13 protein-coding genes and 1 tRNA gene are annotated in these 13,922 nt (G+C 36.9%); 13 read left to right on the forward strand and 1 reads right to left on the reverse strand.

Translation table 11 applies throughout. From position 1 onward, the window contains the following. Positions 1-106 precede the first annotated feature (106 nt). From AC1EK4_RS06545 to AC1EK4_RS06605, 13 genes are all read left to right on the forward strand, one after another. Positions 107-1,444 (forward strand): site-specific integrase, encoded by a 1,338-nt coding sequence (locus AC1EK4_RS06545; protein WP_480357516.1) that lies wholly within the window; start codon positions 107-109, stop codon positions 1,442-1,444. Positions 1,445-1,452: 8 nt separating this feature from the next. Next, entirely contained in the window at positions 1,453-2,376 is a 924-nt protein-coding gene (locus AC1EK4_RS06550; RefSeq protein ID WP_480357492.1) for a DUF6043 family protein, read from the forward strand. 173 nt (positions 2,377-2,549) lie between these two features. Then, the gene (locus tag AC1EK4_RS06555) at positions 2,550-2,864 is read left to right on the forward strand and encodes a helix-turn-helix transcriptional regulator (RefSeq protein ID WP_480357494.1); all 315 of its coding nucleotides are present in this window, start codon (positions 2,550-2,552) and stop codon (positions 2,862-2,864) included. A gap of 4 nt (positions 2,865-2,868) precedes the next feature. Next, positions 2,869-4,059 (forward strand): primase-helicase family protein, encoded by a 1,191-nt coding sequence (locus AC1EK4_RS06560; protein WP_480357495.1) that lies wholly within the window; start codon positions 2,869-2,871, stop codon positions 4,057-4,059. Positions 4,060-4,076: 17 nt separating this feature from the next. After that, positions 4,077-4,427: a hypothetical protein gene (locus AC1EK4_RS06565; RefSeq protein WP_464685093.1), complete on the forward strand. Its 351-nt coding sequence runs from the start codon at positions 4,077-4,079 to the stop codon at positions 4,425-4,427. A gap of 106 nt (positions 4,428-4,533) precedes the next feature. After that, entirely contained in the window at positions 4,534-5,463 is a 930-nt protein-coding gene (locus AC1EK4_RS06570) for a toprim domain-containing protein (RefSeq protein WP_480357497.1), read from the forward strand. Positions 5,464-5,606: 143 nt separating this feature from the next. Next, positions 5,607-5,960, forward strand: a complete 354-nt coding sequence (locus AC1EK4_RS06575) for a plasmid mobilization protein (RefSeq protein ID WP_480357498.1) — start codon at positions 5,607-5,609, stop codon at positions 5,958-5,960. After that, positions 5,957-6,877 carry a relaxase/mobilization nuclease domain-containing protein gene (locus tag AC1EK4_RS06580; protein ID WP_480357500.1) on the forward strand — a complete coding sequence of 307 codons (921 nt, stop codon included), beginning with the start codon at positions 5,957-5,959 and terminating at the stop codon, positions 6,875-6,877. The genes AC1EK4_RS06575 and AC1EK4_RS06580 overlap by 4 nt, the downstream gene beginning before the upstream one ends. Before the next feature lie 2 nt (positions 6,878-6,879). Further along, positions 6,880-7,521, forward strand: a complete 642-nt coding sequence (locus AC1EK4_RS06585) for a hypothetical protein (RefSeq protein WP_480357501.1) — start codon at positions 6,880-6,882, stop codon at positions 7,519-7,521. 148 nt (positions 7,522-7,669) lie between these two features. Further along, on the forward strand, positions 7,670-7,960 hold the full coding sequence (locus tag AC1EK4_RS06590; RefSeq protein WP_276911411.1) for a helix-turn-helix domain-containing protein: 291 nt from the start codon (positions 7,670-7,672) through the stop codon (positions 7,958-7,960). Next, entirely contained in the window at positions 7,950-8,840 is an 891-nt protein-coding gene (locus AC1EK4_RS06595; RefSeq protein ID WP_480357503.1) for a DNA-methyltransferase, read from the forward strand. The genes AC1EK4_RS06590 and AC1EK4_RS06595 overlap by 11 nt, the downstream gene beginning before the upstream one ends. A gap of 5 nt (positions 8,841-8,845) precedes the next feature. Next, positions 8,846-11,758 (forward strand): N-6 DNA methylase, encoded by a 2,913-nt coding sequence (locus AC1EK4_RS06600; protein WP_480357505.1) that lies wholly within the window; start codon positions 8,846-8,848, stop codon positions 11,756-11,758. A 2-nt stretch (positions 11,759-11,760) separates the two neighbouring features. Beyond that, complete coding sequence (locus tag AC1EK4_RS06605) at positions 11,761-13,581, forward strand: AAA family ATPase (protein WP_480357507.1); 1,821 nt, start codon at positions 11,761-11,763, stop codon at positions 13,579-13,581. A gap of 84 nt (positions 13,582-13,665) precedes the next feature. On the opposite strand, the gene AC1EK4_RS06610 is transcribed toward AC1EK4_RS06605, so the two are convergent. Beyond that, positions 13,666-13,747, reverse strand: a tRNA-Leu gene (locus AC1EK4_RS06610). Between the last annotated feature and the right edge of the window lie 175 nt (positions 13,748-13,922).

The raw sequence follows: 13,922 nt of genomic DNA on the forward strand, positions 1-13,922 counted from the left end.
AGTGTTACATTTATTCTGATTGAAAATGATAAAAATATATTTAGGATGATTGGGAACAATTTGGGAACAAATTAGTATCTTTGCAATAGAACTAAAAACAACTATTATGAAGGTTACTGCATTCATTCGCAAGACAGCAAAAAAGAACGATACAGATAGTATGGCAACTATCTATTTTCGTTTGCGTGATGGTAAAAAAGATATTAAGGCTGCAAGTGAGTTAGTTATCAATCCGAATCATTGGAGCAGTGAAAAGCAGGGCTACAAGGACAGAGTAGCATTGGTTTCAGAAGAGAACAAATTGCATTTGTCTCAAAGCGTTCAGGATATAATTTCAACGATATCCAAACAATACACGGCAGAAGCTAACAATGAATGGTTGGCTATGATTATTGACAAATATCATCACCCTAATAAATATAAGACAGAAGAAGAGTTGATGCAGGAAAATAAACCTAAACTTTTGGAACTCTTCGCCAAATTTCTTGTTGAACATAAATTATCTGCGGTACGTGTGAAGAACTTTAAGGTTATTCAACGTTCTTTGGCACGGTATGAAATGTATGTTAGAACCATTAAACGTGGATATCATGATTTTATTCTTGATGTTGATGAGGTGACTGCTGACACGTTAAGGGATATGTGGGATTTCTTTGAAAATGAGTATATTTACTATGAGAAATATCCTAAATTGTATGAGACCTTTCCAGAAAAAAGGGTTCCTCTACCAAGAGGTAAGAATACCTTAATAGACCGATTTTCCCGTATAAGAACGTTCTTTATATGGTGCTACGATAAGAAAATCACAACCAATCGCCCATTTGATGAGTTTCCATTAGACGAATGTATCTATGGAACACCGTATTACATTACCTTAGATGAGCGTGACCAAATATTTGATGCAGATTTATCTGAACACCCACAACTTGCTATTCAACGAGATATTTTTATTTTTCAAACTTTGATAGGTTGTAGAGTTAGCGATTTATATCGGCTGACCAAAAGAAACATAGTCAATGAGGCTATAGAATATATCCCTAAAAAGACCAGAGAGGGTAATCCTGTAACCGTTAGAGTACCCTTGAATAGCAAAGCCAAGATAATATTAGCACGCTATGAGGATTATAAAGGAGCTAAACTATTTCCATTCATATCAGAGCAAAAATATAATATTGCCATTAAACGTATTTTTCAAGGAGCTGGTGTAGATCGGATTGTAACGATCTTAGATCCTCTGACACATGAGGAGGTGAAGCGACCGATATATGAAGTAGCAAGTAGTCATTTGGCAAGACGAACATTCATTGGTAATATCTATAAAAAAGTAAAAGACCCTAATCTGGTTTCAGCATTATCAGGACATAAGGAGGGAAGCAAAGCCTTTAGACGTTATAGAGATATCGATGACGAAATGAAGAAAGACTTGGTTAAACTTTTAGACTAAATTCTACGATGAAAGAAAGTTTTAAAGATTTTAAGCGACTAATTAAAGAGTGGCTTGATACACACCCTAAAGAATACGGTTCATTTATTGAGGAAATGAACTGTAAAAACAATGCTGGTTTTCAAAAAGTCTTTATGCTAGTAATAAAGTATGTACCGAAATACAAAGACGAGGTCAAGAAAAGAATGTTCAATGATACAGTAAGGGATTTTTCTTCTTTGGAAAATATGTTAACTAATTCAGACCTTGCGGAACGATTGGTACATGAATTTCATAATACTGACAGGAAATCAATAGTTCCAGCAATGCTCGCATGGTTATATTTTGGTCGTAGCTATGAATGCATGGTAGAACATGGTGAAACCCTAATTCAAAACAATAAAACCAACCGACTACACAAATGGCTGCTTTCTTTAATGGTAAAATATATTATTCACAGAAGTATATCATTGGGGGAAAGAACAAAGGAAGATTGGAAAGAGTTTCAACAATACCAGAAAGCTGTAGAATCTGATGGACTTATCGAATCTGCTTTAGAAGAGGAAGCCCCCATCATTGATAAACCAGCCGTAAATAGTAAAAGGCGTGGCAGACCTAAGGATGAGAGAACTTTAGCAGAACTTCTAAAGCCTGTAGAAAAGAAAGAGTTGCTTTCAAAAATTAGAACTCGGATATTGACCAAACCTACAGAGAAAGATATTGTTTACCTCAAAATAGCTTTGGAAGAAGAAAACTTGCTTAGAGAATGTGATATTGCACCATTCTATAGAGCATTATCTGATCATTATAATATTCGCCTGATAGGGCTTCGAGGTATTCAGAAAGCCTATAAGGAACTTTCTGAAACCATAGGAAAAACAGGAATAAGGTTGATAGATAGAGGAGAAGACCGTACTTCGATAGATGAAATTAAAGCCTTTCTATCAGAATAAAAGTTCGTTTAATTCGCTTAATATTTATATGAATTAAGCGTTTAACAAAATGCTGAAAATCAATTATTTAACGATATAAATTTGCAGTCGTCATCTCAAATGAGGTGACGACTTTTTGTTAGTTAAACCCACCGACAACAGAGAGTCAAACAAGCAGGTGGAATCTAAAAATTATGACCGATATTTTGTCTATCATTAAAGATTCTAATGCACATGTGCGATTAGAAGTATCTGGTGAGGATCTGTTGGCATTTTCCAACAATCTTATTAACCGTGCTAAAGACGAGCTAACAACTATTGTCGAAGAAGCACGTAAGGAACGATTTCTTTCAAAAGAAGAGGTAAAACAACTTTGTGGTGTCTGCGATGCAACCTTATGGCATTGGGGTAAAAAGAACTACCTGAAGCCAATAAAGGTTGGTAACAAAGTCAGATATAAAATGTCTGACGTGCAGAGGATTTTAGGAAACCATACTTCAAACATCTAATATTATGGCACAGGAAAAATTTATCCGTGTTGGCACGACCTTATACAAAATCGTGAACCAACCACGCATCAATGGCGGTTTTGTCAAGAAGCGTATCGTATGGAACAACGAAACGCTACGGCAAGACTATGGCAAGGACTTCATTGCCACTGTACCGAAGTATGATGGTTTCTGTACTGTTCCTAACCATGTGAATTATCAACCAGTTATTGACAAGTTTCTCAATCTCTACGAGCCAATAGGACACCAACCAAAAGAAGGAGAGTTCCCACACATTGAATCTCTGATAAGACACATTTTCGGGGAACAATACGAGTTGGGGATGGACTACTTGCAGTTGCTCTATCTCCAACCCGTGCAGAAACTACCCATCCTCCTAATGGTGTCAGAGGAACGCAATACTGGGAAAAGTACATTCCTCAATTTCCTTAAAGCCGTTTTCCAGAACAATGTAACTTTCAACACTAACGAGGATTTTCGCAGTCAGTTCAATTCGGATTGGGCAGGAAAGCTGCTCATTGTTGTGGACGAGGTATTACTCAACCGCAGGGAAGACAGTGAACGATTGAAAAATCTCAGTACAACGCTTTCCTATAAGGTGGAAGCAAAAGGCAAAGACCGAGATGAAATCTCCTTCTTTGCCAAGTTTGTGCTCTGTTCCAATAACGAGTTACTCCCTGTCATCATTGACGTGGGAGAAACCCGATATTGGGTCAGGAAGATAGAACGTCTTAAAAGCGATGATACCGACTTTCTGCAAAAGCTGAAAGCCGAAATTCCAGCCTTTCTCTATTTCCTACAGCACCGAACGTTGTCCACCCACAAGGAAAGTCGTATGTGGTTTGCTCCCAAACTGACCTTTACTCCAGCCTTGCAGCGCATTATCCGCAGCAACCGCAATAAGATTGAGTTGGAATTGTCCGAACTCTGTTTGGAGATAATGGAGCAGATGGCTGTTACCGAACTTTCATTCTGTATTAATGATATGGTATGCTTGCTGAACAACACAGGATGCAAGGCTGATAAAAGCCAAGTCCGAAGGATTGTACAGGATATTTGGAAACTCTCGCCTGCTCCCAACAGCCTTACCTATCTCACCTATCAGATTGACTACAATAGTTTCAGGAACTATTCGCCCATCAAGAGGACAGGTAGGTACTACACCGTGACCAAAGAACTACTCACAAACATTTAATCATTTATTTTGATGAAATGATAAAAGAAGCATATAAATTCCTGATTGGCAACATCTTGCTCATTCATCCTTTTGCTCATCAGTATAAAGGAATGATGAAAGAAGTATTCTGTACTATCCAAAAGAAAAATACATCAAGTTTCTCTTTTGGTTGGCTCCTTTACGTGAGTTGCGCCTCCCCTTCCCGATTTCACGAAATTGGCAACACTTTTGTCCGCACAAAAGTACAACTTGCTAAACAAAGTCAGGTATGCAATAAAGGAGAAATCTCAGTATTTCGGGAAAATATTAAGAAACGAGATAGGGAAATAACGAAATCATGCAATCGAGATATTGGTACTTCTAAGAAGTATCTTCTACTTCGATAAGCATTGCGATGAAGCAACGATGAGTATATAAGCCTTTTATAATTAGCATATTATGTTTCATTTCATCAAATCATCAATTTTTCATACCATTCAACTTCACTGTAATATGAACATTCAAGAAATCAAAACAATAAAGCTGCAAGATTTTCTTGCAAGTCTGGGACATACGCCTATCAAACAGCAAGGTAATAAGCTATGGTATCTCTCTCCCTTTCGTACTGAACGCCAAGCTTCATTCAAGGTAAATACAGAACTCAACCAATGGTACGACTTCGGTATTGGCAAGGGTGGAAACATCATAGACTTAGCAGAACTGCTCTACAAATCCTCTAATGTGTCGTATCTTATTCGCAAGATAGAGGATAATGTTCCCAATTGTACATCCATATTTTCTACATCATTTGCAGATATTAAGGAGAAACAGCAAACAAACTATTTTGAGAATTTACAAATACTTCCTTTATCTCACCCAGCTTTGATGAGATATCTCTGGGACAGATGTATTGATTTGGAGGTGGCATCTTCTGTATGTAAGGAACTACATTATGACTCCAATGGCAAACATTACTTCGGTATTGGTTTTCCCAATATCGCAGGTGGCTACGAATTACGCAATCCATTCTTCAAGGGCTGCATTGCACCGAAAGATATCAGTCATTTCTATGCCGACGAGCCAAAGAAAGTCTGTTTTCTTTTCGAGGGTTTCATGGACTTCCTGTCACTCATGACACTGAAAAGGAAAGAAAATCCACAGAATACTGGACTAAGGCAACAGGATTATTTGATACTCAATTCTGTAACGAATATTCATAAGGCGATAGAGAGATTATCACGCTATGACAGTGTTCAATGTTTCTTAGACAATGACGATGCAGGAAGAAATGCCTACCTGCAATTATCAAAAAGACTACGAGATTCTGTTACGGATTCATCAACTATATACAATGGTTTCAAGGACTTGAACGAGTATCTGTGTGCTGAATTCAAACGTTCTGAGAAAGCAGAAATCAAGAAAACCAAAGGGATTAAGCGATGATTACAGGAATATGTTCCGCATAATCTATTTTTCGGGGAGCAAGTTTATGTTTTGGGCATACCAAAACCACTTGCTCCACCTCCTATCACTCGGTTTGGAGGATTATCCCGTTGGTCTCCATCAAATCAATAAACGAAACAAGTATGATAAAAACAGAATATAAAAAAGGTGGTCGTCCAACCAAGGGCGTAGCCGAAAAGAAGAAATACCGTATCACGGTGAAACTGAATACGCAGGATTACTATACGCTCAAAGGTAAAGCCAAAAGTGCAGGAGTAACCATGAGTGAGTTTGTAAGAAAAGTTCTTGATAAAGGAAATATCATTGAGCGACTGACCGTAGAGCAAGCAGACTTCATCCGTAAGCTGTGTGGCATGGCAAATAATCTCAATCAGTTGGCACATCGTGCTAATGCGGAAGGATTTCATACCATTGCTCCTTTCCATAAAATCATCATTAGCAAGATTGATGAAATCCTAAATCTGATACGAAGATGATTGCAAAGATAATGAAAGGTTCGGGCTTCAAGGGTGTAATCAATTACATCCTTGACCCGAAGAAAGGAACGGAGCTTATAGACAGTTCCGGAGTGCGGACAGACAGTATTAGTCATATTGTCCAAAGTTTCATCGACCAAACAGAACTTAATCCGCGAGTGGGTAAGGTTGTGGGACATATCTCCCTAAGTTTCTCTGTACAGGATTCTTCCAAACTCAGTAATGAATGGATGGCGCAGATCGCTTGTGAATACATGGAGAAGATGGGAATAAAAGATACGCAGTACATTATCGGTCGCCACTTTGACAAAGAGCACCCTCATGTGCATATAGCTTTCAACCGAATAGATAACAACGGCAAGACCATTTCTGATCGTAACGACAGATTCAGAAGTGAGAAGATTTGTAAGGAACTGACCACCAAATATGGTTTGTATTTCGCCGATGGCAAGGAGAAAGTCAAAGAGTATCGCTTGAAAGAACCTGACAAGACAAAATATGAAATCTATCAGGCATTGAAAGCAGAAATTGCACGGTGCAGGGATTGGACAACTCTCCTTAGTCATTTGGAAAAGCAAGATATTGATGTCCGCTTCAAGTACAAAGGCAACTCACAGGAGGTGCAGGGAATTATCTTTGAAAAGAATGGCTATCATTTCAATGGCTCTAAGGTGGATAGGAATTTCAGCTATTCTAAAATAGACTTTGCCCTGCAACAGAATGACAGGGAACTCAAACAACAGATGCAAGGAACGATAAACCTTATATCTAATGTTGCAGATGCTACGAGCGAAATAGTCAACGAACTCATAGAAGGAGGATTGGATTTGTTTCAAACTCATGGTACTGTCCCTGCGGAGGTTTACAACACACTCGATAAAAAGAAGAAAAAGAAAAAACGTAAAATACATTTATAACTATGGCTGATAATAATACATTTGTCCTCTTTGAGGAAATCAAAAACAAACTGGAGACAATTTACAGGGAGCTAAAGGAGTTGAAAGAAAAGGAGAACGGTTCTGTTTCCCTCCCTGTCCAATCTACACCAGCACAAAGTGATGAGCAGAAAGAACAGGAATTGCTCAATCAGTATGAACAGCGAACAAAAGAAGTGATTAACAAGTATATTGGTGTGCAAGTGCGCATCAAAGACGAGGAGGCTAAATCCATAGACAAATTGGTGGCAAGCGTATTGGCCATGTTGCACGAATGGCAGGAACAGAAAGAGCATCCACAACCGCAAGAACATATCCACAGGCACAGTTTTGACCTCAAGTCCTCGAAAGTCTTTACTTATATGGTAGCAGTATCTGTCCTTTGTTTTGTTTCTTTGGTCGGCAATTACTTCTTGTGGCAAAGCAAACAGCAATACAAGGATGATGCCTTGAAATTCCGTATTATCAGAGTGTGGAGAGGTTGTAGTCCAAAGGAAATCCTATGGCTCAATGAGGTGTTCGATATTCATCGAAACGAAAAGACCATTAAGCTCATTAAGGAAAAAGCAGACGGATACGACTTACAACTAAAATCTAAGGCTGATAGCTTGATGCAGGCAAGATGAAATGAAATCTGTCAAGATAGATTGAATGTACTTCGCTCTATCTAACTTAAATGGCCGCAGGATGTTTCAAAAAGTCTTTGAAAAATTTGTTTGTTTCAAATAGAAATATTAAATTTGCCAAATAAAGACAAATCAATTATTGACAAATATGCTGTTTGCTGATAAATTAAAAGAACTAAGAGAGGGGAAACAGTTACTTCAAAGGCAGTTGGCTTCTGCATTGGAGATAGATACCCCTATGTATAGCCGTATTGAAAGAGGAGAAAGAAAAGCCAAAAGAGAACAAGTCATTTTATTGGCAAAATTACTTGACGCAAACGAAAAGGAACTTCTGCAATTATGGCTCGCAGATAAAGTCTATGATGTTTTAGCAGAAGAAGATTGTGCTGATGGAGTAATTAGTATGGTTGCAGAAAATATACGCGAATATGGAAAATAACATTCAAGATTTTACTAATAAGGTTTTTGAAAACGATTGTTTGAAAGTTATGCCTAATATTCCAGACAAATCTGTTGATATGATTTTGTGCGATTTACCTTATGGTACAACACAAAACAAGTGGGATTCTGTCATTGACTTAAAGAAGCTTTGGCAACAGTATATGCGTATAATAAAGGATAATGGTGCTATTGTTCTGACTGCCCAAGGTCTTTTTACTGCAAAACTCATTTTAAGCAATGAGGATTGGTTTAAATATAAAATAGTATGGATAAAATCCAAATCAACAAATTTCTTAAATGCCAAGAAACAGCCTTTGCGAAAACACGAGGATATTTGTGTGTTTTATAAACAACAACCCACATATAATCCTCAAATGACAAAGGGAGAAAGTTATGATAAGGGCGTCCGCAAGAATCAATATACAGGGAGTTATGGAGATTTCAAACCGCGACACGTTCAAAGTAATGGTATGCGCTATCCAAATGATGTTCTGCTTATGGATGATAATGAATTGCCAATAGAAGACTTTTTGTATGTTAAAACGGCAGAATCAGAAGGAGCTGTATATCATCCAACTCAAAAACCTGTTGAGCTTGGGCGATACTTAATAAGAACATTCTCTAACCCTGGCGATATTATTCTTGATAATGCTTGTGGCAGTGGTAGTTTTTTAGTTGCTGCTGCTATGGAGCATAGAAAGTATATCGGAATTGAGAAAAATCAGAATGTAATGCTACATAAGGTCAAAGAAATAGATTATATACAAGTATGTGCAGATCGCCTTGCAAAGGTTACTGCTAAGCAGCACAATGATAAAATGCAACCTGTCATACAAGGACTTTTTGACAACAAAGTATATACCTCCGCTGCAAAGTAATAGTTATGGCAAAACTTGATGTAAGGAGAAACGAACGAGATTGGGCTGGTCAACTTATTAGTTGGATAAAATCAGCTATTGACAAAAAGACTACTGTTTTTCAAGATGCAACTAATGATACAGGAATAAAAATGAAATCGGGAAGAACTAAATTTCCTGATATTCTTCTTTTCGTTGATAAGACTTCTGGTGTAATATTCAATGGATGGGAATTGAAGTTTCCAGATACTGCCGTTGACGATACCGTTATGTTGGAGAATGCGCTGGAAAAGGCAAATAAGTTACACTCTGATTCCTTTGTTACATGGAACGGTGCAGAAGCTATCATTTGGCATATAGACGATGAAGAATATACACTTGATAGCCTATCAAAGTTAAAAGTCTATCCAAAGGTTTCAACTATCAACAGTCGTGAGGATTTAGCTGATCCTGTAAAGTTTGCACAGCACGAACCATTTTTGAAAGAGCGTACTGAGGAAATTCTGCATGATTTAGATTCTTTGTATCATAATGGAACTTTGAAACCTGCACTTGATATTTCTAAAAATATCATTTCTGCTGTACGAGAAGCATCTACTATCATTATTCCACAATTTCAAGAGGCAATAATTCAGGAGAAAGGTAGTAATCGTGCGTTTAGAGATGAATTTAATAAATGGAAAATTTATGAAAGTTCCACTTTGAAGATTTTAGAATCCTCGTCAAGAAAGAAGGAGCATGTCATACCAGAACAGGTTTTGGCGAAGTTTACTTTCTACAACTTGATAGGCAAGACCATTTTCTATTTGACTCTTTGCGAGAACTTAAGCGGAGAGTTGAAACCAATTGCTCTTGATGATAATAAATCTGCTAAAGATTTATTGAATAGCTATTTTGACAAAGCAAAGAAGATTGATTATCAAGCTATCTTTAGACCGTATTTCACAGATAGTATAGAATATTCTACTTTGGTCGATAAAGCTATTTATGCTCTATTGGAGGTGCTGATCGCTTTTGATTTCAAAGTGTTGCCAACAGAAGTTATTGGGCATATATTGGAAAACCTTGTGCCTGATGATGAGAAGCAGAAGTTTGGACAATATTTTACTAATGAAGTATTGGCAAAACTTGTTGCTTTCCCTGTTGTTAAGACCAATAAAGACGTATTGTTCGACCCAACTTGCGGAACTGGTACTTTTCTAAGTTCTTTTTATGAGATTTTACGAATATTAGGTACAAAGGAGCATAGGAAACTACTAAAGCAGATATGGGGTAATGACGTTTCCCATTTCCCTGCAATTTTATCTGTTATCAACCTATATAAGCAAGATGTGGTTGCAACTGACAATTTTCCTCGTGTTATGCGTAATGACTTTTTTAATTTGGAAGTTGGAGAAAAGGTCGTTTTTCCAGATTCGCACGACCATAATAAGCGTATTGATGTGCCTATACCAATTTTTGATGGCATTGCAAGCAATTTCCCGTTCATACAGCAGGAGGATATTCCCAATGAGAAACTATCAGCTTTCTTTAGAGAGCAATTTCAAAGTGAGCAGCAAGCTTTTTTGAAAGACAAAACATTCAAAATCAATGAGCGATCTGATTATTTTACATACTGTATTTATAACGCTGATAGATTTCTCAAACCTGATGGTTGCTTGTCGGCAATAACATCTAATGCGTGGTTAGGGAAAGAGTATGGGTTCCAATTTAAGAAGTTCTTATTAGACAACTTTCATATACGATATGTTGTAAAGAGCAATGCAGAACATTGGTTTAAGGATTCTCAAGTGTCCACGATTTATTTTGTCTTAGACAAGATACAAAGTAATGAACCAACAAAGTTTATCACACTCAATCGTAAGTTGAGTGAGTTGTTTGTTGCAGAATCTAAGAACGAACAAATACAGCAAATTGAAGATTTTTATAGTGATATAGATAATTGCAGTGATTCTCATAATGGGCTATGGGAGAAGGATAACTTCTTTGCTGACCTGTATAAGCGTAAAGATGGGAGTTTGTCGGTATGCTTGACATCTAAAGAACACTTGTTAGATAGTCTTGAAAGCAAGACTAATTGGGGACAATTTTTCCTTTCCACCAATCTATTTGGCAGCTTTGATAGTTGTCTGACACAATATTATCCCAACATCGTAAAGGTGTTTAGAGGCGAGCGAACGGGTTGGAACCCAATGTTCGTTATCAAAGAAGAAAATGTAAGGACTTCGCACATTGACGAAAAGTATTTGGTCCCGTATGTGAAGTCATCATCAGAGCTTCAACAGATAGAGTTTGATGATAATTATAAGTTTAGGACATTCGTCTGCCAAGATGAGGAAAATGCAATAGACAAAGGAACGAAATCATGGATTGATAAATTTGTGAATGCACCAAACAAGAATGGTAGCCAAACAATATCACAGGCATGTGCAGGACATCGTCCTTATTGGTATTCTCTGAATCCCAAAAGGGCACATATTATCACTGCAATTAATCCATATGAGCGTTTCTTCTTTACCTTTTCCAAAGAGCCATTTGTTATTGATCAACGTTTGATAGCAATGCAGGTACAGGATAGTTATGATGTAGAGTTGATTGCTGCCCTACTGAACTCTGTTATAACATTCCTAATACTTGAAATGCGAGGGACATCGAGAAACTTAGGTGCTTTAGATTTAAATGCCGATTATTTGAAGCAGATATGCTTATTAAATCCTAATTTGTTATCAAAAGAACACTCACAAAAGATAAAAAGAGCATTTGAACCATTAAAACACAGAAAAATCAACAGTGTTTTTGAAGAAGTTAACGATAAAGACCGTATAAAATTCGATCAGACGGTATTTGAGTGCTTTAGATTAGATAAATACATGCTACCAAGCGTATATACAGTTGTAACAAGTGCGGTAACAGATAGAGTAACATTAAAAAACAAATAAATATGAAATTAAAAAGATTATATCTTGAGAATTTTAGAAGTTATAAAGACTTGATTAGTGTAGACTTTGAGAACATAACTACTTTTATCGGTAAAAATGATGCGGGGAAATCAACTATATTAGAGGCGTTAGAGATTTTTTTCAACAATGATATAGTTAAAATTGATAGATCTGATGCCAATGTTTTTTCGAATTCTAAAAAAGTTACAATAGCATGCGATTTTACGGAATTACCAAATGAACTGGTTTTAGATTCAGGTGAGAATACTTCATTGAAAGAGGAATACCTACTAATAGATGAGGATACGATGCGTATTAAAAAGACTTATGATTGTAGCAAGTCCAAACCTTCTGAAGATATATACATTGTAGCTAATCATCCAACAGCAGATGGATTTGAGAATCTTCTCTCTTTGAAAGAAAAGGAACTGCAGAAGATGGTTAAAGAACGCCAATTAAATTGTTCTAAAAAGGGTAATCCTACAATGCGTAAAGCCTTATGGGAATCTGCTGATGATCTTAAAATATCTGAGGTTGAAATATCTTTGACAAAATCTAAAGAAGATGTAAAGGATATTTGGTCTAAGATAGAATCGCATTTACCAACTTATGCACTTTTTCAAAGCGACCGTTCCAGTAGCGATTCTGACGGAGAGGTTCAAAATCCAATGAAAGTAGCTATACAGGAGGCTATTAGTGAAGTTCAAGAGGAGATACAAGAAATTCAAGAAAAGGTGCGTGAAAAGGCAACAGAAATTGCAAATCAAACTCATGAAGCTTTACAAGCTATTGACCCATCATTAGCAAATGAGTTAACACCTACATTTGCAACACCTGCTGTATCTAAGTGGAACAGCCTATTTTCAATAGCGATGGATACAGATGCAGGGATATCGCTTAATAAGCGCGGTAGTGGTGTAAGACGAATGATTTTGGTAGGTTTTTTTAAGGCAGAAGCAGAACGGAAAGCAAAGAAAAGCAATAAAAAGGATATTATCTATGCTATAGAGGAACCTGAAACAGCCCAACACCCTAATAACCAGAAGATTTTAATCAACTCCTTCTTAGAATTATCAGAAACTCCTCATTGTCAGATTATTCTTACAACACATAGCCCAGGGTTAGCTCAAGAATTGCCAACTGATAGTATAAGGTTTGTTAACAAAGATGAGGAAAGCAATGCTCTTGTTCAAAATGGGACAGAGGCAGTAATAGCTGAAGTTGTTAAGACCTTGGGCATATTACCTAACCCTGAGCAAAATATTAAATTAGTTATTTATGTGGAGGGACCTACTGATGTTATAGCTTTAAAATGTTTTTCTCGTTGCTTGCGTGAGAAGTATCCTGATGTAATTAACTTGTCTACTGATAAACGTATTTTGTTAATTCCATCAGGCGGAAGTATTCTTAAATATTGGGTAGATGCTCATTATTTGGAGAATCTCAATTGTCCTTGTATTCATATTTATGATAACGACGTTACAACATATCAAAAGTCAATAGATAAGGTAAATGCACGAAATGATGGATCATGGGGAGTTCTAACAAAGAAGTATGAAATAGAAAATTATCTTCATTATGATGCTATAAAATCAGCATATGATGTAGATGTAGATACTGATGAGGAAAAAGTACCAGAAAGATTTGGCAAAGTTTATGCTATAAAGAAAAAACTGGACAAACCAATGGGGGCAAACAAGTCTAAGCTTTATCTTAGAAAGGCTTTTGATATGATGACATACCAATTATTAATGGAACGAGATACTGAAGGTGAGATTAAAAGTTGGTTTGACAAAATGAAAGCAATAGTGGAAAGACCATAATGCTAATTGGGAACAATTTGGGAACATTTATCAAGCAAGAAAAAGCTAAGTGTTGAGTAATCAACTACTTAGCTTTTTACTTTGTACCCAGACCCGGGATCGAACCGGGATGGATTGCTCCACTGGTGTTTGAGACCAGCGCGTCTACCGATTCCGCCATCTGGGCATGGCTTGTAAAGACGTTTGCAAAGGTAATTCTTTTTTTTGTTCCAGCAAACTTTTTTTGCGAAAACTTGAGATTATTCTAAGTATATCGTAAGGCCACAGAGTCAACCAGCAAGTGCAAAATTATAAAACGTATTTGAAGAATTCACACTTTGGAGTAGAAAAGTTTAATTTTT

The sequence above is a fragment of the Prevotella sp. C0026C3 genome (assembly GCF_056590795.1).

Coding starts and splice junctions, on each gene's coding strand:
- AC1EK4_RS06545 (WP_480357516.1), top strand. CDS start 107: ATGAAGGTTACTGCATTCATTCGCAAGACAGCAAAAAAGAACGATACA.
- AC1EK4_RS06550 (WP_480357492.1), top strand. CDS start 1,453: ATGAAAGAAAGTTTTAAAGATTTTAAGCGACTAATTAAAGAGTGGCTT.
- AC1EK4_RS06555 (WP_480357494.1), top strand. CDS start 2,550: ATGACCGATATTTTGTCTATCATTAAAGATTCTAATGCACATGTGCGA.
- AC1EK4_RS06560 (WP_480357495.1), top strand. CDS start 2,869: ATGGCACAGGAAAAATTTATCCGTGTTGGCACGACCTTATACAAAATC.
- AC1EK4_RS06565 (WP_464685093.1), top strand. CDS start 4,077: ATGATAAAAGAAGCATATAAATTCCTGATTGGCAACATCTTGCTCATT.
- AC1EK4_RS06570 (WP_480357497.1), top strand. CDS start 4,534: ATGAACATTCAAGAAATCAAAACAATAAAGCTGCAAGATTTTCTTGCA.
- AC1EK4_RS06575 (WP_480357498.1), top strand. CDS start 5,607: ATGATAAAAACAGAATATAAAAAAGGTGGTCGTCCAACCAAGGGCGTA.
- AC1EK4_RS06580 (WP_480357500.1), top strand. CDS start 5,957: ATGATTGCAAAGATAATGAAAGGTTCGGGCTTCAAGGGTGTAATCAAT.
- AC1EK4_RS06585 (WP_480357501.1), top strand. CDS start 6,880: ATGGCTGATAATAATACATTTGTCCTCTTTGAGGAAATCAAAAACAAA.
- AC1EK4_RS06590 (WP_276911411.1), top strand. CDS start 7,670: ATGCTGTTTGCTGATAAATTAAAAGAACTAAGAGAGGGGAAACAGTTA.
- AC1EK4_RS06595 (WP_480357503.1), top strand. CDS start 7,950: ATGGAAAATAACATTCAAGATTTTACTAATAAGGTTTTTGAAAACGAT.
- AC1EK4_RS06600 (WP_480357505.1), top strand. CDS start 8,846: ATGGCAAAACTTGATGTAAGGAGAAACGAACGAGATTGGGCTGGTCAA.
- AC1EK4_RS06605 (WP_480357507.1), top strand. CDS start 11,761: ATGAAATTAAAAAGATTATATCTTGAGAATTTTAGAAGTTATAAAGAC.